The organism is Streptomyces sp. MMG1121, assembly GCF_001280015.1.
Lineage (GTDB): Bacteria > Actinomycetota > Actinomycetes > Streptomycetales > Streptomycetaceae > Streptomyces.
This window is the reverse complement of the sequence record NZ_LGDV01000229.1, coordinates 1-22,695: the sequence shown is the minus strand read 5'-3', so window position 1 is coordinate 22,695 and position 22,695 is coordinate 1. Positions and strand designations below refer to the sequence as shown.

Sequence of the window (22,695 nt, the reverse complement as noted above, 5' to 3'; positions counted from 1 at the left end):
CTCGTGGAGGGGCTCTTCTTGTCGGCGTCGCCGGTTTGGACGCGTCCTTGTCGCGTCGTGCGTCGTTGATCCTGCCCCTGCCGAAGACCTCATCCGCCTTGTGGCGCAACTGCCTGGGCTTCGCCGTACTCGGGTCTCTCCTGCTGTTACTGCGCCGTCGTGAGGTGGTGCGCGTCGCTCGCGGCGAGCGTGGCATCCTGCGCCGGGAGCAGTGGCGGTCTCTGGTCTCCGGCTTCCTCGCGGTCACGGCGCTCGCTCTCCACTTCGCGCCCTCCATGACCAGCACCCGGCTGACCTCGGTCGTCATCTCCACGGCACTCGTCGCCACCCAGCCCGTCTGGCAGGCCCTGATCGCCGCGGGTCAGGGCGTTCCGGGCGTCCCGGCGTCCAGACGTCCCGCCGACATGGGCGGTCTCGCGCTCTGCGTGGTGGGAGCGGCCGCGACGGGCGGTTTCGACATCAGGTCCGGCGCTACGGCGCTGTTGGGGGTCCTGCTCGCCCTCGTCGGGGCCATCGCCCCAGGCCGGGTGCACCGCGCTGAGCGAACCGTCGGGTACGGATGTGAGCACACCGCTGTATTCGGCGTTCACTTCGCTGGTCCGCGGTCTGGAACTCCGCGCCGTCTGCCGGCTGGTCCGCGTCCCTTGACGGGTTTCGGCAGATCCACGCAACCGTCGCTGCTCGGGCTGCTCGTCCTTCCCCGGATTCTGGGGATCGGCTCGCTGAACTTCGCCCTCTGCGGGACATCGGCGACGTCAATGACCGTCCTGCTCCTGCTGGAGACCCCCGTGGCGGCGCTCGCCGCGTGGTGGTTCATGGGGCAGGGCATCAAGCCCGCGACCGTATCCGGGCTCCTGCTGATCACCGTCGGCGTCACGGTCGTGGTGACGAGCGGCGGCGTGGCACAGGCCACGGCACAGCAGGGCGGACACCGCAGTACGGGAATACCGCCGACCTGATCACCGCCGTCACCCTGCGGCCGGCGGCAGCAGGCGAACATCGTGAAGTCACCGTCTCCGTGCACCTGCTGGAGGACGAAACCGGGACCTTGGACGTCCTCGCCGACTCGGCCTGTTCCGCTGCCTCCCTGCGGCAGGTGGTGACCGCTGACGCACACCGCTTGCTGAGCGGACCAGCCGCCTTGAAGAGGGCCGTCCGCAAAACGGGGCCGGACCGTCACCTGACGCTCCCACCGGCTCCAGGCAACAGCCCGACAACAGGCCGTCAATGATCCCGAGTGGCAAGCCGGATACCGACGCTGGCGGCCGTCCGCCGAACGGGTCATCGCCTGGCTCGTCGCCCATTGGCAACCGCCGCTTGCCCTGCCGCGGCGGCATCAATGGCGAACGTGGGATCCACCACCGGGCCGCCGCCCTCAACCTCCGCCGGCTGATCAGCCCCGGACTCGATCACCACAACGCAACCTGGACCCTCACCCCGGCCTCCCCATAACAAGAAGGGGCCGCCAGAACACACAGGCAAGCCACCCCGTCAACAGATCCTCATCGGTCCTCCAGCCTCTCCCCAGCACGCCTCGCGGCCACGGCTCTTCGCCGTGAGCGGGGTGCGGATGAACTGGGCTCAGTCCTCGTCCTGGGCGTGCCGGTAGAGCTTGGCGATGTCGTCGTCGAAGTACGCGGCGTAGGAGACGTCGTCCTGGTCGCCGCCGCCCTCGTGGCCGCCCAGGACGCCGATGACCGTGCCGGTGTGGCTCTTGGGGTCGTAGTCGGCGAGCCAGGGGCTGCCGCTGGTCCCGTCCTCGAGGTCGGTGCACTGGATGCGCAGCTGGGTGTCGCTGAACTTCGTGGTGCGGTTCTGGCACGAGATCGGGGTGTCACGGCTGGAGGGATAGCCGGTGATCTTGACCTTGTTGTCGAAGCCGCGGTCTATGCCGAGGGTGTTGCCGCCCAGGACGTCCTGGATGTCCTTGCCGCCCTTCTGGTCGAGGACGAGGAAGGCGACGTCGAGGTCCTCGTCCTGCGACTTGGCCCAGCGGTCGTCGACGACCACCTTGCTGACTTTCCACAGGCCGGTGGGGCCGTCGCCGCTGCGGTAGCCGGGGGCGAAGACCAGGTCGTTCACCGGCTGTCCGGAGTCGGCGTCGAAGGCGCAGTGGGCCGCGGTGATCAGCATGTTCCGGCCCGGACTCTGCACCACGCTCGCCGTGCAGAAGTGGGCGCCGTGGTCGTCCTTCTCGAAGACCGCGCCGATCCGGGCGTTCTCCTCGGTCCTGCGAGGGGTGTACGCGTTGCCGTCCTTGGCCGGGGCCGTCGCGGAGAAGTCCTGGTCCTGCGGGGACTGGCCCGGTTCGCCGGACTTGCCGAAACCGCCGTGTCCGCTGCTTCTGGCCCTATGGGTTTTCTCCGCGGCGTCGCCCACCACTGCGGCTGCCCCGACGATGACCAGCGTCAGGAGCAGGACGGACATCCTGGATAGCGAGCGCACAAGGTCATTATCGACGCGGGCCGGGAATTCGGGAGGTGCTTCACCGGAGGCTCCCGTCACAATCCACCGTCCGGACCGGCCATCGCCACCCTGGCCGAGCGTGCCACCCGCTACACGCTGACGATCCCCAGACCCCGGCGCGGCATCCGCCGCGCCGGGCGCCGACTGGCGGTGGCCGCCGTCGCCGCGGTCGGCGCGATGTGCGTGTCCGTCTGCCCGGACGGCGTCGTACAGGAGGCGCCGCCGTCCAAGGAGCTCCGGGCCGGCCCGACGGCCCCGCTCCCCGGCAGGCCCAGGCGGCGGCGAGGACGGCGGCGGGTGCGGTGACGCCGTTCTCTGGCTACGAGGCCGACGTGGGAACGCCGGGCGGGGGGTGCGGCCGTCCGGTCGTTGACCTCGGCGTCGGCGATGCAGTATTGCTGACCTCGGCGCCGACGACGCAGTATTCAAGCGCCGCCCTGGAGGCTTCGGGCCATTCCGCCTCCGGCCCCAGTCTCACCGGAGCCGTAAAGACCTGCCCGCCGCAGTCCCGGGCCGCCGTGACGACCCACGTGACCCTGTCCGCCGGCCGGCAGACTCTGACACTCGACCAGGACAGCGTCGGCTGGAACACCAACTACCTCGGCTTCGCCGCGACGGTCCTGGAACCGCCCGCCACCTGGGGCGCCCGTACCCAGACCCTGACTCTCGGCGGCAGCACCGACGGCACCGCCTTCAGGCGTCCGAATCCCAGATCTGGACCATCTGGCCCCACCGGCTCCACGGTGCCGCCGGACTCCCCGTCGGGTGGCACCGTCATGTGCGCGGCCGGGTGCTGGACGCAGTCTCAAGACGTCACATGAGATCTTGCAGGCTGCATGCGATGCCTGCCGTTGACCGGGCTTCGGGGCGGCTTCGGGAGCACAGGGCCTCCACCGGCGGCTTCGCGCGCCTGACGGCCGTCCCGAAGCATCCCTGCCGAGCAGGGCGAATTCGCCGGGGATGCGCCGACACCCCCGGGAGTTGTTCTCGCGGGCCACGCGCGGGACAAGCACGGGACAAGCACGGGACAAGAACCGGGAAGGAGCGAGGGGTCGGCGGCCTGCCGGATCGCCTACGACGAGAGGCAGCCCCCTGACGACGGCGGATGAGGTCACGGTGCCGCCTCAGGACGTCTCGGGCGAGTCGATCAGATGCAGTTGCCGTGGCTTCGGCCCGGGGACCCGGTGGAGGAGCGCGGCGCCCCCGCAGGCGAGGGGATGTCGGACCCTTCCGCCGAGATGCCGACGGAGTCTTCCGAAGACGATCACGGGTGGGGTTGAGCGGGTCCTGTGCCGCGTGACCGTCCAGCACCGAGCCCCGACGCCGCTCGCTGCCGTGGTGGTGGGACCGCCAAGTGAAATACACCAGTGCCGTTTCTGTCGGCCCGGGCGTCCGCGACGGGTAGGTTTCCTGCGGCCCATGTCCACGGGAACGATTTCCGTGGAAGCCGCTCCTTGACCGCGGATACCCGTCAGACCCTCCTCCCAGGAGAGAACACAAGACATGTCTGCACAAGATTCTGCGCAACACCCACCCCAGCGCATCGGCGTCGTGGTCGAGTCCTTGTCCGGGGAGACGCGTGTCGCGGCGACGCCGCCGACGGTGCGTCAACTGCTCGGCCTCGGATACGAAGTGGTAGTGGAGTCCGGGGCCGGCGCGGCCTCCGGCTTCGGCGACCAGGCTTACCTCGATGCCGGCGCCGGTATCGGCCAGGCCTGGAACGCGGACGTCGTCCTGAAGGTGAACGCTCCTTCCGGCACGGAGATCACCCGGCTGCGGGAAGGCGCGACCGTGATCGCCCTGCTGGCCCCGGCGCAGCAGCCCGAGTTGCTGCGGACACTGGCCGCTGCCGGGGTGACCGCGCTGGCGCTGGACGCGGTGCCGCGCATCTCGCGTGCTCAGTCGATGGACGTGCTGTCGTCGATGGCGAACATCGCCGGATACCGGGCGGTCATCGAGGCCGCGCACGTCTTCGGCCGGTTCTTCACCGGCCAGGTCACCGCTGCGGGCAAGGTGCCACCGGCGAAGGTGCTCGTCGCCGGCGTGGGCGTGGCCGGTCTGGCGGCGATCGGCGCGGCCTCCAGCCTCGGTGCGATGGTACGGGCCACCGACCCGCGCCCTGAGGTCGCGGACCAGGTGAAGTCGCTGGGCGGCGAGTACCTCCCGGTGGACGTCACCCAGGAGACGAGCACCGACGGCTACGCCAGGGCGACCTCAGCCGACTACGATCGCGCCGCCGCCGAGCTCTACCACCGGCAGGCCGAGGACGTGGACATCGTGATCACCACCGCGCTGATCCCGGGCCGGCCGGCGCCGTGTCTGCTGTCCGCCGACGACGTGGCCGTCATGAAGCCGGGCAGCGTCATCGTCGACATGGCGGCGGCCCAGGGCGGCAACGTCGAGGGCACCGTGCCGGGGCGCGCGGTGGTCACCGACAACGGTGTCACCATCATCGGCTACACCGACCTCGCGTCCCGGCTCCCCGGCCAGGCCTCGCAGCTGTTCGGCACGAACCTGGCGAACCTACTGAAGCTGCTGACCCCGGGCAAGGACGGGCAGTTGGTGATCGACTTCGACGACGCCGTGCAGCGGGCCGTGACCGTGGTGCGGGACGGCGACGTCACCTGGCCTCCACCACCCGTAGCTGTCTCGGCCGCGCCCGCCGCGCCGCCGCAGACCGCGCCCGCCGAGCCCGAGCCGAAGCAACCCAGGCTGACGCCCGCGCGGGGTTTCGGCCTGATCGGGCTCGGCATGGTCGCCATGTTCTTGCTGGTGGCCTTCGCACCGGCCCAACTCGCCGGAAACTTCACCGTGTTCGCCCTGGCCGTCGTGATCGGCTACTACGTCATCGGCAAGGTGCACCACGCGTTGCACACGCCACTGATGTCGGTGACCAACGCGATCTCCGGGATTGTCGTGATCGGCGCCCTGTTGCAGATCGGGCACGAGAACCGGCTCGTCACCGCGCTGGCCTTCTTGGCGATCCTGCTGACGAGCGTGAACATCTTCGGAGGCTTCGCCGTGACCCGCCGCATGCTGTCCATGTTCTCGAAAGGCTGAGCCGAGATGACCTCACTGACGGCATCCCACGCTGCCGACCTGGTCGCCGCCCTGTTGTTCATCCTGAGCCTGGCAGGCCTGTCCCAGCACCGCACCTCCCGCGCCGGCGTCGTGTACGGCATCGCCGGCATGGTTCTCGCACTGGTCGCCACGGTCGTGGTGGCGGCGCAGGGCATCACCGCCGGGGCGGTGGCCCTGATCGTGCTGGCGATGGCACTGGGCGGGGCGATCGGTCTGTGGCGGGCCCGCCGCGTCGAGATGACGCAGATGCCCGAACTCATCGCGGTGCTGCACAGCTTCGTCGGCCTCGCAGCGGTGCTGGTGGGCTGGAACAGCTACCTGGAGGTGGAAGCGCACGGCAGGGCGCAGACCCGGATCGATGCCGACCTGCTGGACATCCACCACGCCGAGGTGTCCATCGGCATCTTCATCGGCGCGGTCACCTTCACCGGCTCGATCGTCGCGTTCCTGAAGCTCTCGGCGCGCATCAAATCCCGTCCGCTGACGCTGCCGGGCAAGAACGCGCTGAACCTCGGCACGCTCGGCGCCTGCGTCGTACTGACCGTCTGGTTCACCATGAGCCCGGACCTGGCGCTGATGATCACGGTGACCGTGCTGGCGCTGGCGCTCGGCTGGCACCTGGTCGCCGCGATCGGCGGTGGCGACATGCCCGTCGTCGTCTCCATGTTGAACAGCTACTCGGGCTGGGCGGCGGCCGCGGCCGGCTTCCTCCTCGACAACAACCTGCTCATCGTCACGGGCGCGCTGGTGGGCTCTTCCGGTGCCTACCTGTCCTACATCATGTGCAGGGCGATGAACCGCTCCTTCCTCTCCGTCATCGCGGGCGGATTCGGTATCGAGGCGCCTTCCGGCCGGGAGGAGGAGCGGGGCGAGCACCGGGAGGTGCGGGCCGCGGAGGCGGCCGAGATGCTCGCCCAGGCCCGCTCGGTGATCATCACCCCCGGTTACGGCATGGCCGTCGCCCAGGCCCAGCACCCCGTGGCGGAGCTGACGCGCCGGCTGCGTGCGCGGGGCGTCGAGGTCCGCTTCGGCGTCCATCCCGTCGCCGGGCGTCTGCCCGGGCACATGAACGTCCTGCTGGCCGAGGCGAAGGTCCCGTACGACATGGTCCTGGAGATGGACGAGGTCAACGACGACTTCGCAGGTACCTCGGTCGTGCTGGTCATCGGTGCGAACGACACCGTCAACCCGGCCGCGACCGAGGACCCGGCCAGCCCGATCGCCGGCATGCCGGTGCTGCGGGTCTGGGAGGCGGACCAGGTCGTGGTATTCAAGCGCTCCATGGCCTCCGGTTACGCGGGTGTGCAGAACCCGCTGTTCTTCCGTGAGAACAGCAGCATGCTCTTCGGCGATGCCAAGCAGAGCGTCGAGGACATCCTGGCCGCGCTCGGCACCGACGGGTCCCAGGGGGCGGCCCCGGCCGCGCGGCAGACGACGGCGGCCGGCCGGTGAGCCGGCCACCTCAGGCGCTGTTCCGCCACCGGTGTCTCGGACGGACGCGGTGATCCGAATGGCCCGCGGACGCGCGACAGTACGATCCGCACGACCGCGTCGGTCGGGTGCCGGACCTTCGGATCGGCGATGTCGTCGACGCGGTGGCGGTAGCCACGATCGGCGTCTTCCAAGGCCCTCGTCGGAGGGTTCGTCAGGAGAGCGCAGCAACTCGGCGTGAAAGCCGGGCGTGGGTGCGCCCGGCGGCCGGTTCGTCCGCCGCCTCGGCTCAGGCGGCGGACGAACGTGCCGGTCACTCCTGGACGCACGACCGGAACCGGGGCGCAGGGTGGTCACCGACCGCCGGCCGGTGGAGAACGGGACGTCGGTGGTCGCTGGTTTGTCGAAGGCAACTCCCCGGTGAAGTGCCCGTTTTTATTGCGGACGCCCCATGGGCCGAAGTCGGCGGTGCAGCCGAAGTCGGCGGCGTAGTCGTGCCCGTCGTCTCCGCCCTCGGCAAGACCGACCGCGGCGGTAGCCACGGGTACGCACGACGAGCGCGTGGACGGGACATCTCTGCGATGCGGTGGCTGTGCCCGGCGGGTGCGCACGGCCACCAGCGGCAGGGCGGAGGCCGCCGGTTCGGCCGGGTGCTCTACGGCACGGGACTCCCCGGGCCCGACGCCTAAACTGGACGGGCGCGAGTGCGCCGGTTGTGAGATGCGGGCCGGACGGGAGAGGACTGTGACGGAGAACGTCGGTGGCTTCGGGGACCCGTCGGCCGAGGTGCTGGCGGTGGCCGCCGCCGCGTTCGGACTGCTCGCTTCTTCTGCCCGACTGCACCTGATGTGGGCCCTGTCGCAGGGCGAGAGCGACGTCACGCACCTCGCCGACCGGGTGGGCGGAGCGCTGCCCGCGGTCAGCCAGCACCTGGCGAAGCTGAAGCTCGCCGGACTCGTGCGCTCGCGCCGCGAGGGTCGGCGCCAGGTCTATTTCATCGACGATCCGGATGTCGTGACGCTCGTGAGAGTGATGATCGGGCAGCTGACGGTTCGCTCGCAGCAGGCGTCCGCTCCGGTACGGCTGCTGCACGGGACCGGTGGCTGAGACCACCGTGGCCTCGGGACGGGACCTCGGCCCGCGAGTTCCGGCGGCCGTGTCGGCGTTTGAGGTCGGTGACGGTGCAGGCGAGGCGCCCGGCCCCGGACTCTCCGCGCCGACCTTGCTGAGGCGCTGAGCAACGCCGGGCACACCGTCGGCTTCCTCGGCGACGGCGTCAACGACCTGCCCGCCCTGGGCGCCGCCGACGTCGGTATCGCCCCACGCGATGCCGCCGACGTGGCCCAGGAGCGAGCGGACGTGGTGCTCGCCGAGACGGACCTCACCGCGATCGCCCATGCCATCGGCGCCGGTCGGTGTGCGGGCGGCAACATCGCCACCTATCTGCGCATCACGCTGTCCTCCAACCTCGGCAACGTGATCGCGATGCTCTCCGCGGGCCTGCTCGTGCCCTTCCTGCCGATGCTCCCGGCACAGGTTCTCACCCAGAACCTGTGCTTCGACGCCGCCCAGCTCGACTTCGCCCACGGCCGCCCCGCCGACCCGGTGCTGCGCCGGCCGACCCTGCTGCGCCCGCGCGACCCGCTGCGCTTCATCACCGGGTTCGGGGTGCTCAACGCGCTGGCCGACCGCGCCACCTTCGCGGTACTGGCCTTCGTCCTGCACGGACTTGGCACGGGCGTCGACGAGGCCGTGTTCCACTCCGGCTGGCTCAGCGAAAACCTGATCACTCAGGCCCTGGTGATGGTGCTGCTGCGCATCGGCCGCCGCGGCGCCGAGGCCCGCAGGCCCGGCCCGGCCGGCTGGGCCGCGACCGCCCTGGCCGTCGTCGGTCCGGCGCTGCCGGCTTCGCCGCTCGGACTGAAACAACCGCGTCGGCTCCGGGCCGTGCAACGACCAGTTTCTTCAGGTGTCGTCGTTGGTTTGCAAGATTGCGCAATAATCGAAGTCAGCGGGGGTGTGGCCCCGGTGGTCGGGGAGGAAGGGCGTCTATGCCGCGCGGGGAGATTCGGCGAGTGCGTGAGGCGAATCTGCGGTTGGGTGCCGCCCTGGCTGAAGTCGAAGGAGTCTACGCGGCGTTGCTGAGAGCAGGTTCCTCCGAAACGCGCCGAAGACTGCAAGCCGACCTGGCACGCGCCGCCGGGCGCCTCGCGGCTTTGGCGGCTTCGCCGGCGGAGGCTCCGTCTCGGCCCGTTGTCGCGCAGCGCTCGCGCCGGGGGCGTCGACGGGCTCTGGCCGAGCGTGGCGCCGCGTGGATCATCGCGCGGTACGGGCGGAACGAGCGCTGAGGTCGGGCAGGACCGGACGGTGCGTTCACCTGTCCCTCGTGAGATCCCTCGGCTGTGACATCACACAGGGGCGTGCTGCTGGATCCATAAGTTTGCTAGATTGCGCAATCACGCAACTGAGGTGGCAGCGCTGCATCTGCCCGTACACCGCCGCGCGTGCCCGGTCCTGTTCCTGAGGGCCTGGCATGACGGGCCCGACCGTTCGTGGGAGTGGGACGATGAGCGACCCGTGGGACGGCGCAGGCGGCCAGGCCATGCGCAGCCGTACAGGCCGGGTGCCCGGACAGCGTATGACCGAGAGTGACCGTCGGCGTCCGCACGGCGGTCGGGTGGCTGATCGCGCGGCTTCTCGCTCGAGCGGTGGGCGCGCCGCGGCACAGCGCCCGGCCCGTCGGGCGGGCCGCGGTAAACGGATCCTGAAGTTCCTTGCGCTCAGCGTGTCCGTACTCGTGCTGGTGACCGCCGGCGCCGGCTGGTGGTTCTACGAGCACCTGAACGGCAACATCCACAGCCTCTCGCTCGACGGCAAGGGCGGCTCCGAGAAGGCCGACGCCTTCGGCCGGACCCCGATCAACATCCTGGTGATGGGCTCGGACGGCCGCACCAGCGCCGAGGACTGCAAACTCGGCGGCGGCTGTTCGCACACCGGGGTGCAGACCGGCGGCAACGCGGACGTGGAGATGGTGGTCCACATATCCGCCGACCGCTCCAACGCCACCGTCATGAGCGTGCCCCGCGACACCATGGCCCAGATCCCGGCCTGCAAGGACAGCGAGAGCGGCCAGTCCACGAACGGCTACTACGGCCAGATCAACAGCGCGCTGCAGTACGGGCCGGCCTGCCAGGTGGCCACGATCCACCAGCTGACCGGCATTCCCATCGACCATTTCGTCAAGCTCGACTTCTCGGGCGTGGTCAAGATGTCCGACGCGGTCGGCGGAGTCTCCGTGTGCGTCAGCGATGACGTCTACGACACCTACTCGCACCTGAAGCTGTCCAAGGGTGACCACACCGTCAAGGGCGTCGCGGCGCTGGAGTTCGTCCGTTCCCGGCACGGTTTCGGCGACGGCAGCGACCTCGGCCGTACCGTCTCCCAGCACATCTTCCTCAGCTCGATGATCCGCAAGTTCAAGAGTGCGGGCACGCTCACGGACCCCACCGCGGTCTACGGCCTCGCGGACGCCGCCACCAAGGCGCTGACCGTGGACGACGGCCTGGGCAGCGTCGACAAACTGATCGGGCTTGCCTCCGACGTGAACAAGGTCCCCGCCCAGCAGATGACCTTCACGACGATGCAGACGGCCCCCGACCCGGCCGACAAGGACCGGGTGGTGGTGGGCCCCGGCGCGAAGTCGCTCTTCTCCGCCATCGCCAACGACCAGTCCCTGACCGCCGGGTCGGGCAAGAAGTCCGCGGAGGCTACGGCCACCGCTTCGGCCGTGCCCGCCTCGCAGGTCGCCGTGACGGTCGAGAACGGCACCACCGTCCCCGGCCGCGCCTCCGCCATCGCCACGGCGCTCACCGACAAGGGCTTCAGCTCCGGGACGACCACGGCCAATGCGTCGCGCGCGGCGACGACCACCACGCTGACGTATGGCAACGGTCAGAAGGGCGAGGCCCAGACGGTCGCCAAGGCGCTCGGCCTGTCCGGCACGCACCTGAAGCAGGGCACCGGCGCGGGTTTGGCTCTGGTCATCGGCAGCGACTGGCCCAGCGGCACCAGCTACCCCGAGGGCACCCCCGCTCCGGCGCCCGCCGACACCAAGGCCGCGGTCTCCCATGCCAACGCCTCCACCGCCGACCAGGCCAAGACCTGCGCCACGGTCAGCCCGTACAGGACCGTCAGCCTCAACGGCGTCTCCATGACCCCGTCCCAGGCGTACGCAGCGGCACGGAGCGTGCCGGACTCCGACTCCTGACGGGCCCGCGACGAATCCGCCCGGCGGTTATAGAGTTGCGCAAGGCTGCAATCCAGGAAGGGTGGGTGGGATGCTCCGCAACGGGCTCGAACCCTGGCAGCTGCTGGTCGTGGCGGTCGTCATCATCCTGCTCTCCGGGGCCAAGAAGCTGCCGGAGGCCGCACGCGGGCTGGGCAGGTCTCTGCACATCCTCAGGAACGAGGGCAAGGCCATGAAGGACGAGGGCGGTGCCCAGCCCTCCGCCTCCGAGGCCGACGGTGCGTCCGACGGGCCCGCGCTCCGGATCATCCGGTCGACCCCCGCGGAGGCGGCGACGGGCCGTCCGTCGACCGAGCGCAATCGGGCTCGCTGAGTCACGTTCACTGCGCCGGTCGGAACTTTGGGGGGCTGACTGGCGGGCCCCGGAGGCGACGGGAACGCATCGGTGGTCAGAATCGTTCGACCGGCCGCCCCCGCACGGCAGGCCGAGGCGGGCGGCAAGAAGGCCGCCCGCGTTGCAGGGGCACGGCCCGCGACCTGCCCCCCTCGGGCGGCTCGAAGAGAGTTGTCACGGGGGAGCGTGAGGGGCGACCGGCCCGTCGGTCCGGGCGCGGTCTCCGGCAGGAGAGTCCGCCCTTGCCCGTCTGCTCATCGCCGATGCGCTGCACCGTACGACAGGTTGGAGCACAGGTCGTCGTCCGCGGAGCGGGCTTCGTTCGCGACCGAGCTGGGGACGACGGCCGGTGCTGCCGAGGCGGCGTCGGCCTCGTAGGACGCACCTACGACGACGTTGACGCCCGACCCGCCGATGGCTTGCAGTTCCGCGCCGGGGAAGAGCTTGGCGACGGTCTCTGCCCGTGCCCGCAGTCCGGTGCCGTACTGGATGACGGTGGTGATATGCCGCCGGCCGGCGGCATTGGCGGTGCCGGTGACCGTGAAGCCGTGCGCCGTGAGCCCCGATGCGGCCGCGGCTGCCAGCCCGCTGGTGGTGGTGCCGTTGTAGACGGCGACGTCGATGCCGGTCCCGGAGACGCTCTCGCGCACCGTCGGTGAGGGGGAGACGGAGGCTTCGGCGTTGTCCTTCCCGCCGCCCGCGTTCTTGCCGTCGATGGTGCGATCGGCCTTGAGCGCGGACCACAGCTCGGTGGCGTCCGGCTCGACGACGGCGACCCGGTGGCCCAGGTACCGCCAGGGGACGGTCACGAACTTCGTGTTGTGCAGGTCGATGTCCTTCAGGGTCATGACGAAGGAGATCAGCTTGTGGGCTGTGCCGAGACCGGGGTCGACCGTCATGGATTCGGTGGCGGCGGTGGCAAGCGGCAACAGCTTGGTGGGGGTGAACCCGTCGCTCTTGATCTTTTTGAGGAGGCTGGAGACGAACGCCTGCTGGCGCTTGATCCGCCCGATGTCGGAGCCGTCACCGACGCCGTGCCGGATGCGGACGTAGTCGAGTGCCTTCTGCCCGGAGACGGTCTGCTCGCCCTTCTTGAAGATCAGCTTGCCCTTGGTGGCGCGGTTCGGGTTGAGGTCCCCCTGGAAGAGGTCCTGGGGGAGGCACACCTGTACCCCGCCGACCACGTCGGTCAGTGCGGCGAAGCCTTTGAAATCGACGACGACGGTGTGGTCGACGCGCAGGCCCGAGAACCGCTCCACGGTGTTCTGGGTACAGGCCGGGTTGCCCTTCCGCGTCTGCCCGACCGAGAACGCCGTGTTGAACATGATGTTGGTCTGGGGCCTGGTCCAGGTGCCGTCGGGCAGCTCGCACGGAGGAATGGTGACCAGGGTGTCGCGCGGGATGGACACGGCCAACGCGTGCTTGCGGTCGGCGTAGACGTGCAGCAGGAACGCCGTGTCCGAGCGACCGATGTCGTCCCTGCTGCCGCCGCCCAGTGCACTGTTGCCGTCGACGCGTGCGTCGGAGCCGATGACCAGGACGTTCTGGCCCTTGGAGGAATCGGCGTCGGGCCGGTTCTTGGACAGGCCGCCCGCGTCGAAGGTGTGGATGTCGCCGTTCAGCTGCAGGTAGATCCAGCCCAGTCCGGCAAGACCCAGCACGGCCACGGCGAAGGCGATGGCGAGCAACGTCCGCAGCGGGCCGTGCTTGCGGTCCCGCGACGCACGGCGGCCCCCCGCCCCGCGGCCGAGAAGCGGTTCCGACCGGTGCCGGGAGCGGGCGGGCGGCGTCCGATTGCGGCTGGTGGTCATCGACGGTGCCTCATCGTTCCGACCCGTGCAGAGGGGGCTGGTGACCCCACCGCAGAGTTGCTTGGTTGCGCAGAGTAGCAATTGAGCGGGTGCTCGGTGGCGGGCGGTCACACTGCTTGCTGCCGGGCGCCGTACGTCCTAGGGGCTTGCGACATCGAAGCCGTATCGCAGCGGCTCGCTCTTCACGCCGTAGTCCCGGCGGTAGACGAACACGCCTTCCGCGCGCAGGCCCGGTGGTGTGCCGTCCACCGGACAGGGGTAGGTCACCTGGATCACTCGCGGCCGGTCGGTGACCCTTATCCGCGTGCCGTCCGCCGGGCCGCCGACGAGCACCGCAGTCTCCGAGGCCGTTGCATCGGTCGTCTCCACGGACAACAGTTTAAGGGTTGCGCAAGTGATAAGTGGTCGATGATGGCATCGCGCCATCTCGGCTGCCGCGCTCGGGCGGCAGCCGGGTCGAACGTGGGGTGGTCGGCCGGTTCGGGTCGCTCGGCCTTCGTGAGTCGCATCCGCCCCGCAAGGTGGGGCTCCCTGGGTGAGGGTGACAACGTGTCGCTGAGCAGGGAGGCGCCGGGCCTGGGCGCCGTAGCGGTCGGCCTGGGCCGGTGCGTATGCGCCCCGGCGGCCAGGAGATCGCCCGTTGCGATCCGCCCGCTCGTCCTGGGTGAGGTCGCGGTCGACGTCTCGGCAGATGGTCTGCACGGTCGCGTCAGGCTTCGGAAGCGCAGCATCCCCTGGCCGTACGGTCCTGTCGGCGCTGGCTGTGGCAAGGGTGCGCCCATCCGGACCGAGCTCCACCGAACACGCCTTGCCCATGTGGTCCGTGAGCCGATCGCTCGGTGCAGTCCGGGCTGCCCGACTGCCCGTTGCGGTTCAGGTGGCGTCGGGGTCGTAGCCGTGCGCGGGGGCGTGCTCCGGCGGGGCCGCTCGGTTCGCCCCGCTCCCGGTCCGCCCGGTCGACCCGGTTCGCGCGGCCCGCTCGGTCGACTCGCCGTTCACCGCGTCGGCGAGTTCCGCCAGCTCCGCCCCCGGGTCCAGGGCGGAGCGGATCTCCTCGATCCCGAGGCCGTCGCCGTCGAGGAGGTGCTTGCGCACGAACGTTTTCGGGTGCAGGTCCTCCAGCTCCAGGTCCTTGAACTCCGGACCCAGTTCCGAGCGGACGTCCTCCTTGGCGGCCTCGGAGAACGCGCGGACCTTCCGCAGGATTCCGGTCGCCTTCTGTACGGCCTCGGGCAGCTTGTCGGGGCCGAAGAGCAGGATGATCAGGATCCCCAGGACGAGCAGGTCCAGGGGGCTCACGTCGAACGGCATCGGTGCCTGCTTTCTGTCCTCGAAGGGGGTGCCGGGCTCACGGCCGTACCAACTGGGTCTCGGCGGCGTTGACGTCCGTGGCCGGCGCCGGCGGGGGCCGGCGGGCGGTGTCGCTGACCTTGATCAGGACTGCGACGAGCAGCCAGTTGGCGACCATGGACGAGCCGCCCTGGGCGAGGAACGGCAGGGCCTTGCCGGTGAGGGGGATCAGTCCGGTGACACCGCCGCAGACGACGAAGACCTGCAGGACGAGTGCCGTGGCCAGACCGCCGGCGAGCAGTTTGCCGAACGGGTCGGTGACGGTCAGGGCGGTGCGCAGGCCGCGCTCGGCGAGCAGCGCGTAGAGCAGGATGACGAGCGTCACCCCGACCAGGCCCAGTTCCTCGCCGACCGTGGTGAGGATGAAGTCACTGCGCCCGGCGAAGCCGATGAGCTCTGGGTGGCCCTGGCCGAGGCCGGTGCCGAGGATGCCGCCCGAGCCGAAGCCGAACAGGGCCTGGGCGGCCTGGTCCGAGATCAGCCCCGCAGGGCGCTTGTCGGGCGGCAGGAAGATGTCCATGGGATGCAGCCAGGCGACGACACGGCCGTGCACGTGCGGTTCGAAGGAGCCGACGACGAAGGCGCCTACGGCGAACAGCGCGACGCCGAACACCACCCAGCTGGTGCGCTCGGTCGCGATGTACAGCATGATCACGAACAGACCGAAGAAGATCAGCGAGGTGCCGAGGTCCCGCTCGAAGACCAGGACGAGCAGGCTCAGGATCCACACGGCCGCGACCGGGCCGAGCTGGCGCCCTCGCGGCAGGTACATGCCCATGAGGCGTCGGCCGGCGAGCGCGAGGGCGTCCCTGCGCAGCGTCAGGTATCCGGCGAAGAACACCACGATGATGATCTTCACGAACTCGCCGGGCTGGAAGGACAGCGGCCCGATGAAGATCCACCGCTTGGCGCCGTAGACGTCGCCGGGATAGAACGCCGGCGCCATCAGCAGGACGAGCCCCAGGGTGATCGTGACGTACGGATAGCGCTGCAGCCTGCGGTGGTCCCTGAGCAGGGTCACCGACGCGGCGAATACCGCCACCGCGATGCCGCACCACATCAGCTGCCCGGACGCGGCGGCCGCCGCGTGGCGGTAGTGGGCGGCGTAGGCGAGGTCCAGCCGGTGGATCAGGACGAGACCCAGACCGCTGAGCAGGGTGGCCAGCGGCAGGATCAGCGGATCGGCGTGGGGCGCGGACCGGCGTACGGCGACATGGCACACCATGGGAAGTACGACCGCCGCCAGGCACGTGAGTGCCATGCTCGGCGGCAGCTTGCCGCTGACGGCGAGGGCCGTCTCGGCATAGCCGTAGCAGCAGATGAGGATCGCGCCGAGCAGGAGAACCAGTTCCAGGTTCCGGTCGCTCAGGCGTCCTGGGCGGCCTGGCCGCACGGCCAGTTTCGCCGGTCCACGCCGACCAGTCATGTCTTCCCCTCAATCGGTTCCACCGCCGGAACCCCGCTCCGGGCCACGGTCAACAAGGTTATATGGTTGCGCAACTAGGCAACTGAACTGTAGCCGAGGCCGGGCGAGTGGAGGGTCGACGTGGTGGCACGCAGGTGGGGGCGGCGCAAGGCGTGGGCGGTGTTGATCGGGGTGAGCGTGGTCCTGGCGCTCGTGAGCTACCTCGCCGTCCGGTTCATCCGCTCGACGACTCTCGACGAGTGCACGGCGCACGGCCCGGACGGCACGAGGGTCACGCTCGACCTGGACCAGGCGTCCCACGCCGCGACCATCGCGGCCGTGGCCCATGCTCGCGGTCTGCCGGAACGGGCCGTCACCATCGCCCTGGCGACCGCGATCCAGGAGTCCAGACTCCGCAACCTCGCCTACGGGGACCGGGATTCTATCGGTCTGTTCCAGCAGCGCCCGTCCCAAGGCTGGGGCAGCCCCGCGCAGATCCGCGACCCCGTGTACTCGTCGGGCCGGTTCTTCGACGCGCTGGTCAAGGTGCCGGACTACCTCGATCTGCCAGTCACCGTCGCCGCGCAGAACGTCCAGCACAGCGACTACCCACAGGCGTACGCCCAGCACGAGAACATGGCCGCGACGCTGGCCGACGTCCTGACGGGGCGGGAGGGCCCGGCATTGAGCTGCACGGTGAGCGGGGCCGATCCGACCCCCTCCGACGCAGGAAGCGGTGCGTCGGGCGCCGTGAGCGAGGCCGGTGACGGTGGTGGTGTCGCGGTAGCCGTCCGGCGGGAGTTCGGCGACGCGCCCGCCGCCCTGCCCGCGACCGGCGGCGGCAACGTCAGCTACCCGATCGCGACCGGTCAGACTTCCACGGGCTGGTCCCTCGCCCTGTGGCTGGTCTGCCACGCCACCCAACTGCACGCCACATCCGTGACGTTCGACGGCCGGCGCTGGAGCAGCACCGCCTCGAACCAGGGCTGGACGCGCCCCGCACCCGATCCCGGGCAGAGCGGGACGCTGGCGGTGGCGCTGGGTTAGGCCCTGTCGTCAAACTCCAGGGCGATGGTCAGGCCGCGTTCCACAGACGGGCAGCATGGCTCATGGCCGGCTGTCACCTCGCCGACGCCGGGGCCGACGCGCCGGGCTCGCTGAGGGCGCGGCGGCGCCGGGCGATGTCGTCCGGGTTCCAGCCGGGGTGGGGGACGGAGCCGAGGAGCAGGCGGGTGTAGGGGTGCTGGGGAGCGCCGAGCAGTTCGGTCATGGGGCGGTGTTCGACGGGGCTCCCGCGCAACAGGACGAGCGCTTCGTCGCAGACGTAGCGGACCACGGCCAGGTCGTGGCTGACGAAGACCAGGCCGATGCCGGAGTCGCGGCGGATGTCGGCGAGCAGGTTGAGCACCTGCGCCTGGACGGAGACATCGAGGGCGGAGACCGCCTCGTCGAGGACCAGGACGGCCGGCTCCACGGCCAGTGCTCGGGCGATCGCGGCGCGTTGGCGCTGACCACCGGAGAGCTGGCGGGGCAGCGCCGCGGCCTCCCGGCCGCCGAGGCCGACCTGGGCGAGCAGTTCGCGGACCCGGGCAGCGCGAAGGGCCCGGTCGCGGTGGCCGTGCAGCCGCAGGACGCCCTCGACGGTCGCGCCGATACTGAGGCGGGCGTCCAGGGAGAGATACGGGTCCTGGAAGACGATCTGGACGGCCTTGGCGCGGGCCAGCCGTGCCGCCCGGTCGCGGACCGAGGGGGCGAGCGGGCGGCCGAGCACGTGGATGCTGCCGGCGTCCGGGTGTTCCAGCCCGACCAGCATGCGGGCGGTGGTGGTCTTGCCGGAGCCGGACTCTCCCACAAGGCCGAGCGCGCCGCCGGGCGGCAGGGTGAAGGAGACGCCGTCGACGGCGGTGACGGGACCGTAGGTCTTGCGGAGTCCGCAGACTTCGAGGAGGGCGGTCATCGGTGGATCTCCCTGGCGGTGGTGGGGAGTTCGGCGACGCGGACGCAGGCTGCCGACCGGTGCTCCGTCAGGGACAGCAGCTCCGGCGGGGACTGATCGCAGCGGCCTGGTTCGGCGTAGGGGCAGCGGGCCGCGAAGGCACAGCCGGGCGCCGACTCGGCGAGCCCGAGGGGCGCGCCCGGGACCGGGCGCAGCCGCTCCAGCGGACCTTCGAGCGGCGGGGTGGAGCCGAGCAGGCCGATGGTGTACGGGTGGCGGGGAGTGCCGAACAGCTCGGCGGCCGGGGCGGATTCGACGATCCGGCCGGCGTACATCACGTAGACGCGGTCGCAGCTGGCGGCGGCGAGCTCGATGTCGTGGGTGATCAGCAGCAGTCCCAGCCCGCGTTCGCGCTGCAGCCGGCCGAGCAGGGCCATGATCTCGGCCTGGGTGCTGACGTCCAGCGCGGTGGTGGGTTCGTCGCAGAGCAGCAGCCGGGGTTCGCCCGCCAGAGCCCCGGCGATCATGACGCGTTGCAGCATGCCGCCGGAGAGCTGGTGCGGATACTGCCGCAGGTGGCGCGGCGGGTCGGGCAGGCCGACGGCGGCGAGCAGCTCCAGCGCGCGCTCCTCGGCCCGGCGGCGGGGCCGGCCGTGGGCCCGGCGCAGCGGCTCGGTGAGGAAGTCACCGAGCCGGCGGACCGGATTGATACCGGCCCGTGGGTCCTGGAAGACCATCGCGGCGGCGCCGGTGCGGACCTGGGCCAGTGCTGCCGGCGGCGCGCCGTCCAGGTCGACGCCGTCGACCTGGACGCGGCCGCTGGTGCGCGCGCCGGGCGGCAGCAGGCCGAGCGCGGAGCGGGCGGTGACCGATTTGCCGGAGCCGGATTCGCCGACCAGGCCGACGATCTCGCCGGCGGCGACGTGCAGACTGACCGCGTCCAGCACGGGCCGTGCCGCGCCCGGGAGTTCGACGGTCAGAGCGTCGATCGACAGCAGTGCCGTTTCGTGGAGTGCGGTGACGGTCATCGGGTCTCCCTTCCGGCGAGCCGGTCGCCGTACTGCTCGCCGACGACGTTGAAGGCGACCACGACCAGCACCACGGCCGCGGCCGGTACCACGGCGGAGAGCGGCCGGGCGGCGAGCACCGCCGCCTGCGCCTGGTTGATCATCGCTCCCCAGTCCGGCGTCGGCGGCTGCACGCCGAGCCCGAGGAAGGACAGCGCGGCCAGGTCCAGCAGCGCGTATCCGAAGTTGACGGTGGACTGGGCGAGCACCGTCGGCGCGATATTGGGCAGCAGCCGCCGCACCGCGACGAAGGCCGGTGCGTGGCCCTGGACGAGATAGGCCGCGACATAGGACCGGGTCTTCTCCTGGGCGGTCAGGCCGCGCACCAGGCGGGCGCTGTAGGGGAGGTAGGCGATGGCCATGGCCAGCACCGGTGCGCCCAGTCCCTTGCCGAAGAGGGCGACCGCGAGGATCGCCAGCAGCAGCGAGGGGAAGGCGAAGAGGACGTCGAGGACCCGGCCGATCACCGCGTCCACGCGTCCGCCGCGCCAGCCGCTCCACAGGCCGACCGCGATACCGCAGAGGCTGGAGAAGACGACCACGCCCAGTGGCCCGAGCAGGCTGGTTCGGGCCCCCTCCAGCAGGGCGGAGAAGGTGTCGTGGCCGCCCTGGTCGGTGCCGAGCAGGTGGTCGGCGCTGGGGCCGGCCATGACGGTGGCGAAGTCGCCGACGGTCGGATCGTGCGGGGCCAGCCACGGCGCGAACAGTGCGACCAGGACGAAGAGGAGCAGCAGCGAAAGGCTGGTCCGGAAGAGCAGGCCGTGCGCGAGGAACCCGCGCCGCAGCCAGCCCGTCCCGGGACGGCGTTGCCATGCGGTGGGGTCAGCGGCGGTCATCGGGCTCCTCCTTGGGCGGCGACCCGCGGGTCGATCAGCGGATACACCAGGTCCACCAGGGTGTTGACGACCACGAAGACCGCGACCACGAGCAACACGAGGGCCTGGACCACCTGGAAGTCCAGCTCGTCGACGCACTGCACCAGCAGCGAGCCGATGCCGGACATCCCGAAGGCGGTCTCCACGATGGCGGTGCTCACCAGCATTCCGGAGACCAGCAGCCCGGAGACGGTGACGATCGGGCCGAGCGCGTTGCGGAAGACGTGGCGGCGCAGCACCGTGTGGCGGGGGGTGCCCCGGCTGAGCGCCACCTCGACATGCTCGCTGCCGAGCTGGTCCAGCATGGCGGTGCGGGTGACCCGGGTGACCATGGCCATGAAGGTCACCGACAGGGCGACGGCGGGCAGCACCACATGGTGCAACTGGTCCAGCAGGCCGGTGCCGTTGCCGATGGTGGGGAACCAGCCGAGGCGGACCCCGAAGACCGAGCGGAGCACGATCGCGGCGGCGAAGGAGGGCACCGCCGCGCCCACGGTGACCAGCAGCAGCACCCCCTTGTCGGTGCGGGTGCCGCGCCGCAGCGCGCCGAGCGCGCCCGCTCCGATCCCGGCCACCGCGATCATCAGTGTGGCTACGGCGACCAGCAGCAGCGAGGCGGGCAGCCGGGACCGGATGACCGCGCCGACGCTCTCGTGGAACAGGTAGGAGTGGCCGAAGTCGCCGTGCAGCACCGCGTCCAGCCAGTGCCAGTAGCGCACCAGGAAGGGCTGGTCGAAGCCGAACTGCCTGCGGATCGCGGCCATTTCGGCCGGGCTCGGGCTGCGGCCGCGGACCAGGAAGGAGACGGGGTCGCCGGGGGCGAGGTAGAGAGAGGAGAAGACCAGGAAGGAGGTCACCAGCAGGGTCACGCCCATGCCCGCCAGCTTGCGCAGCACGGCCACGGCGAGGCTCATCCGCCTGCTCCCTCGGCCCCGATCTCGGCCGCCCACGGGTAGTACAGATAGTCGATGGAGGGCTTGACACCGGTGATCCGGTTGCCGAGGAAGACCGAGACCGGCTCGGTGGAGAGCGGCAGCCAGGGCAGCTGGTCCATGGCGATCTGCTGCGCCCTGGCGGCGGCCGCGGTACGCACGGCCGGGTCGGCGGCGCCGACCGCCTGGTCGACGGCGGTGTCGAACTGCGGGTCCGACCAGTTGCCGTAGTTGCTGTAGGCGCCGGTCCGCAGCGAGCCGTACATGTCCAGCGGGTCGGTGATGGAGGTGTACCAGAAGGTCAGGAAGAGGTCGATGCCCTTGCGCGCGGCCGGGTCGGTGAACAGCGCGGTGTACTTGTCCGGGGAGATGGTGTCGATCTGCGGCTTGAGGCCGATGGCTGTGGCGGCCTGGGCGATGGCCTGGGTGATGATGGTGGTCTGCGAGTCCAGCGGGCTGGTGGCGATGACGACCTTCTGCCCGGTGACGCCGGCCCGGGCCGCCAACTGCTTGGCCCTGGCCGGATCGTAGGGGTACTTCGGAAGTGCCTTGAGCATGCTGTCGACGGTGCTGGGCGGGCTGCCGTTCCAGTTGTTGCGGGTGACCAGGTTGTCGGCCACGTCGCCGACTCCGGCCACGCCCGCCTTGATGATGCCCTCGCGGTCGATGGCCATCAGCAGCGCCTTGCGCACCTGGGGGGTGCCGAGCGGGCCCTTGAGGTTGTTGACGACCTCGTCGGCGACCGTGGTGTTCTGGCCGTAGTAGAGCTTTCCCTTGGCGGAGGCCGCGAGTTGGGCGTACGAGGACGGCGGGACCATCCAGCCGCCGTCGACCTCGCCGGTCTGGAAGGCGTTGACGCGGGCGGTGGCGTCGGCGAGGAAGACGAACTTCACCTGCCCGGCCTTGGCGCGCAGGGCCGGATCCCAGTAGCCGTCGAAACGCTTGAGGACGATGGACTGGCCGGGCTTCCAGGAGGAGAAGGAGAACGGTCCGGTGCAGTTGACGCCCTTGGCGGGGTTTCCGTAGTCCTTGCCGTCGGCCTTGAGCGTGGCTGCGGACTCGACGGTGCCGGGGCTGGCCGCCAGGTACTTGTTGAAGGTCGAGTCGGGGGTCTTCAGGGTGACGGTGACCTGCATCGGCCCGGTCTTGTCGACCGACTTCACGTTGCGGAAGGGGTAGGCCCAGTCGCTGCCCACGTTCGGGTCGAGGTTCCGGCGCAGCGAGGCGACCACGTCGTCGGCGGTGAGCTGTGTGCCGTCGTGGAAGTGGACGCCGCTGCGGATGGTGTAGACCCAGGTGGTGGGGGTCGGGTTGGTGTAGGCGGAGGCGAGGCCGGGCGACGTGGTCAGGTCCGGATTCCAGCGCAGCAGGCTCTCGCAGACGTTGGCCAGGACGGTGTTGGGCGGGTAGTCGAAGGAATAGGCGTAGTCGATCGAGGTCGGCTCTGCGAAGAGGGACCAGGTGAAGCCGTCGATATCGCCCTTGGCGGCGGCGGTGGAGGCGGTGAGGTGGTAGGCGGCGCTCGGGCCGGTGCTGCCGCCATGGGCGGTACCGGAGCAGGCGGTCAGAGCGAGGGCGGTCAGCGGCAGCGTCGCCAGGGCGATGGCTCTGCTGGCGGTCCTGAGGGTGGGCATGGGGGCCTCCGAGCGGCGGGCAGCGCGGACATGCGGGCAGCGGGGGTCAGTGGGCGAGGGGGAGGGT

General features: G+C 70.7%; 18 protein-coding genes and 1 pseudogene. 9 read left to right on the top strand and 10 right to left on the bottom strand.

Translation table 11 applies throughout. From position 1 onward, the window contains the following. The first annotated feature begins 47 nt into the window (after positions 1-47). The gene (locus ADK64_RS35230) at positions 48-959 is read left to right on the top strand and encodes an EamA family transporter (RefSeq protein WP_159046404.1); all 912 of its coding nucleotides are present in this window, start codon (positions 48-50) and stop codon (positions 957-959) included. Positions 960-1,581: 622 nt separating this feature from the next. Here the strand turns inward: ADK64_RS35230 and ADK64_RS35225 are convergent. Next, positions 1,582-2,427, bottom strand: coding sequence for a trypsin-like serine peptidase (locus ADK64_RS35225; RefSeq protein ID WP_234384831.1), 846 nt, complete (start codon positions 2,425-2,427; stop codon positions 1,582-1,584). Between the two features lie 557 nt (positions 2,428-2,984). On the opposite strand from ADK64_RS35225, the gene ADK64_RS35220 reads away from it, so the two are divergent. From ADK64_RS35220 to tatA, 7 genes and pseudogenes are all read left to right on the top strand, one after another. Next, the gene (locus tag ADK64_RS35220) at positions 2,985-3,287 is read left to right on the top strand and encodes a hypothetical protein (protein ID WP_159046403.1); all 303 of its coding nucleotides are present in this window, start codon (positions 2,985-2,987) and stop codon (positions 3,285-3,287) included. Positions 3,288-3,969: 682 nt separating this feature from the next. Further along, positions 3,970-5,526 carry a Re/Si-specific NAD(P)(+) transhydrogenase subunit alpha gene (locus tag ADK64_RS35215; RefSeq protein ID WP_053665987.1) on the top strand — a complete coding sequence of 519 codons (1,557 nt, stop codon included), beginning with the start codon at positions 3,970-3,972 and terminating at the stop codon, positions 5,524-5,526. 6 nt (positions 5,527-5,532) lie between these two features. After that, positions 5,533-6,999, top strand: a complete 1,467-nt coding sequence (gene pntB, locus ADK64_RS35210) for a Re/Si-specific NAD(P)(+) transhydrogenase subunit beta (RefSeq protein ID WP_053665985.1) — start codon at positions 5,533-5,535, stop codon at positions 6,997-6,999. Between the two features lie 699 nt (positions 7,000-7,698). Beyond that, positions 7,699-8,085 (top strand): ArsR/SmtB family transcription factor, encoded by a 387-nt coding sequence (locus tag ADK64_RS35205; RefSeq protein ID WP_420713081.1) that lies wholly within the window; start codon positions 7,699-7,701, stop codon positions 8,083-8,085. A gap of 114 nt (positions 8,086-8,199) precedes the next feature. Then, a pseudogene (locus tag ADK64_RS35200) lies at positions 8,200-8,898 on the top strand (HAD hydrolase family protein); the annotation flags it as partial. 646 nt (positions 8,899-9,544) lie between these two features. After that, the gene (locus ADK64_RS35195; RefSeq protein ID WP_234384830.1) at positions 9,545-11,245 is read left to right on the top strand and encodes an LCP family protein; all 1,701 of its coding nucleotides are present in this window, start codon (positions 9,545-9,547) and stop codon (positions 11,243-11,245) included. A 70-nt stretch (positions 11,246-11,315) separates the two neighbouring features. Further along, the gene (gene tatA / locus ADK64_RS35190) at positions 11,316-11,597 is read left to right on the top strand and encodes a Sec-independent protein translocase subunit TatA (RefSeq protein ID WP_053665979.1); all 282 of its coding nucleotides are present in this window, start codon (positions 11,316-11,318) and stop codon (positions 11,595-11,597) included. Positions 11,598-11,872: 275 nt separating this feature from the next. Here tatA and ADK64_RS35185 read toward each other — a convergent pair whose 3' ends face one another. From ADK64_RS35185 to ADK64_RS35170, 4 genes are all read right to left on the bottom strand, one after another. Then, positions 11,873-13,429: an LCP family protein gene (locus ADK64_RS35185; protein ID WP_053665977.1), complete on the bottom strand. Its 1,557-nt coding sequence runs from the start codon at positions 13,427-13,429 to the stop codon at positions 11,873-11,875. Between the two features lie 138 nt (positions 13,430-13,567). Next, positions 13,568-13,798, bottom strand: a complete 231-nt coding sequence (locus tag ADK64_RS35180) for a hypothetical protein (protein ID WP_053666008.1) — start codon at positions 13,796-13,798, stop codon at positions 13,568-13,570. Between the two features lie 504 nt (positions 13,799-14,302). Continuing rightward, complete coding sequence (locus tag ADK64_RS35175; protein WP_053665975.1) at positions 14,303-14,740, bottom strand: sec-independent translocase; 438 nt, start codon at positions 14,738-14,740, stop codon at positions 14,303-14,305. A 37-nt stretch (positions 14,741-14,777) separates the two neighbouring features. Further along, positions 14,778-16,205: an FtsW/RodA/SpoVE family cell cycle protein gene (locus ADK64_RS35170; RefSeq protein WP_053665973.1), complete on the bottom strand. Its 1,428-nt coding sequence runs from the start codon at positions 16,203-16,205 to the stop codon at positions 14,778-14,780. A gap of 120 nt (positions 16,206-16,325) precedes the next feature. Here ADK64_RS35170 and ADK64_RS35165 point away from each other — a divergent pair, with 120 nt between their 5' ends. Then, positions 16,326-17,231, top strand: coding sequence for a hypothetical protein (locus ADK64_RS35165; protein WP_053665971.1), 906 nt, complete (start codon positions 16,326-16,328; stop codon positions 17,229-17,231). A 73-nt stretch (positions 17,232-17,304) separates the two neighbouring features. On the opposite strand, the gene ADK64_RS35160 is transcribed toward ADK64_RS35165, so the two are convergent. From ADK64_RS35160 to ADK64_RS35140, 5 genes are read right to left on the bottom strand one after another with little or no spacing between them, the layout of a single operon-like run. After that, a complete protein-coding gene (locus tag ADK64_RS35160; RefSeq protein WP_053665969.1) occupies positions 17,305-18,141 on the bottom strand; it encodes an ABC transporter ATP-binding protein in 837 nt (278 codons plus the stop codon). Beyond that, positions 18,138-19,148, bottom strand: a complete 1,011-nt coding sequence (locus ADK64_RS35155) for an ABC transporter ATP-binding protein (RefSeq protein WP_053665967.1) — start codon at positions 19,146-19,148, stop codon at positions 18,138-18,140. The genes ADK64_RS35160 and ADK64_RS35155 overlap by 4 nt, the downstream gene beginning before the upstream one ends. Continuing rightward, the gene (locus ADK64_RS35150) at positions 19,145-20,023 is read right to left on the bottom strand and encodes an ABC transporter permease (RefSeq protein ID WP_053665965.1); all 879 of its coding nucleotides are present in this window, start codon (positions 20,021-20,023) and stop codon (positions 19,145-19,147) included. Before ADK64_RS35150 ends, ADK64_RS35155 begins: the two co-directional genes overlap by 4 nt. Further along, a complete protein-coding gene (locus ADK64_RS35145) occupies positions 20,020-20,976 on the bottom strand; it encodes an ABC transporter permease (RefSeq protein WP_078993019.1) in 957 nt (318 codons plus the stop codon). Before ADK64_RS35145 ends, ADK64_RS35150 begins: the two co-directional genes overlap by 4 nt. Then, positions 20,973-22,628, bottom strand: a complete 1,656-nt coding sequence (locus ADK64_RS35140) for an ABC transporter substrate-binding protein (RefSeq protein WP_053665961.1) — start codon at positions 22,626-22,628, stop codon at positions 20,973-20,975. Before ADK64_RS35140 ends, ADK64_RS35145 begins: the two co-directional genes overlap by 4 nt. Positions 22,629-22,695 lie beyond the last annotated feature (67 nt).

What these genes read in the sequence shown, in the direction of transcription:
- ADK64_RS35225 (WP_234384831.1), bottom strand. Translation starts at nt 2,427, where the DNA reads ATGTCCGTCCTGCTCCTGACGCTGGTCATCGTCGGGGCAGCCGCAGTG.
- ADK64_RS35215 (WP_053665987.1), top strand. Translation starts at nt 3,970, where the DNA reads ATGTCTGCACAAGATTCTGCGCAACACCCACCCCAGCGCATCGGCGTC.
- pntB (WP_053665985.1), top strand. Translation starts at nt 5,533, where the DNA reads ATGACCTCACTGACGGCATCCCACGCTGCCGACCTGGTCGCCGCCCTG.
- ADK64_RS35205 (WP_420713081.1), top strand. Translation starts at nt 7,699, where the DNA reads ATGCGGGCCGGACGGGAGAGGACTGTGACGGAGAACGTCGGTGGCTTC.
- ADK64_RS35195 (WP_234384830.1), top strand. Translation starts at nt 9,545, where the DNA reads ATGAGCGACCCGTGGGACGGCGCAGGCGGCCAGGCCATGCGCAGCCGT.
- tatA (WP_053665979.1), top strand. Translation starts at nt 11,316, where the DNA reads ATGCTCCGCAACGGGCTCGAACCCTGGCAGCTGCTGGTCGTGGCGGTC.
- ADK64_RS35185 (WP_053665977.1), bottom strand. Translation starts at nt 13,429, where the DNA reads ATGACCACCAGCCGCAATCGGACGCCGCCCGCCCGCTCCCGGCACCGG.
- ADK64_RS35175 (WP_053665975.1), bottom strand. Translation starts at nt 14,740, where the DNA reads ATGCCGTTCGACGTGAGCCCCCTGGACCTGCTCGTCCTGGGGATCCTG.
- ADK64_RS35170 (WP_053665973.1), bottom strand. Translation starts at nt 16,205, where the DNA reads ATGACTGGTCGGCGTGGACCGGCGAAACTGGCCGTGCGGCCAGGCCGC.
- ADK64_RS35160 (WP_053665969.1), bottom strand. Translation starts at nt 18,141, where the DNA reads ATGACCGCCCTCCTCGAAGTCTGCGGACTCCGCAAGACCTACGGTCCC.
- ADK64_RS35155 (WP_053665967.1), bottom strand. Translation starts at nt 19,148, where the DNA reads ATGACCGTCACCGCACTCCACGAAACGGCACTGCTGTCGATCGACGCT.
- ADK64_RS35150 (WP_053665965.1), bottom strand. Translation starts at nt 20,023, where the DNA reads ATGACCGCCGCTGACCCCACCGCATGGCAACGCCGTCCCGGGACGGGC.
- ADK64_RS35145 (WP_078993019.1), bottom strand. Translation starts at nt 20,976, where the DNA reads ATGAGCCTCGCCGTGGCCGTGCTGCGCAAGCTGGCGGGCATGGGCGTG.
- ADK64_RS35140 (WP_053665961.1), bottom strand. Translation starts at nt 22,628, where the DNA reads ATGCCCACCCTCAGGACCGCCAGCAGAGCCATCGCCCTGGCGACGCTG.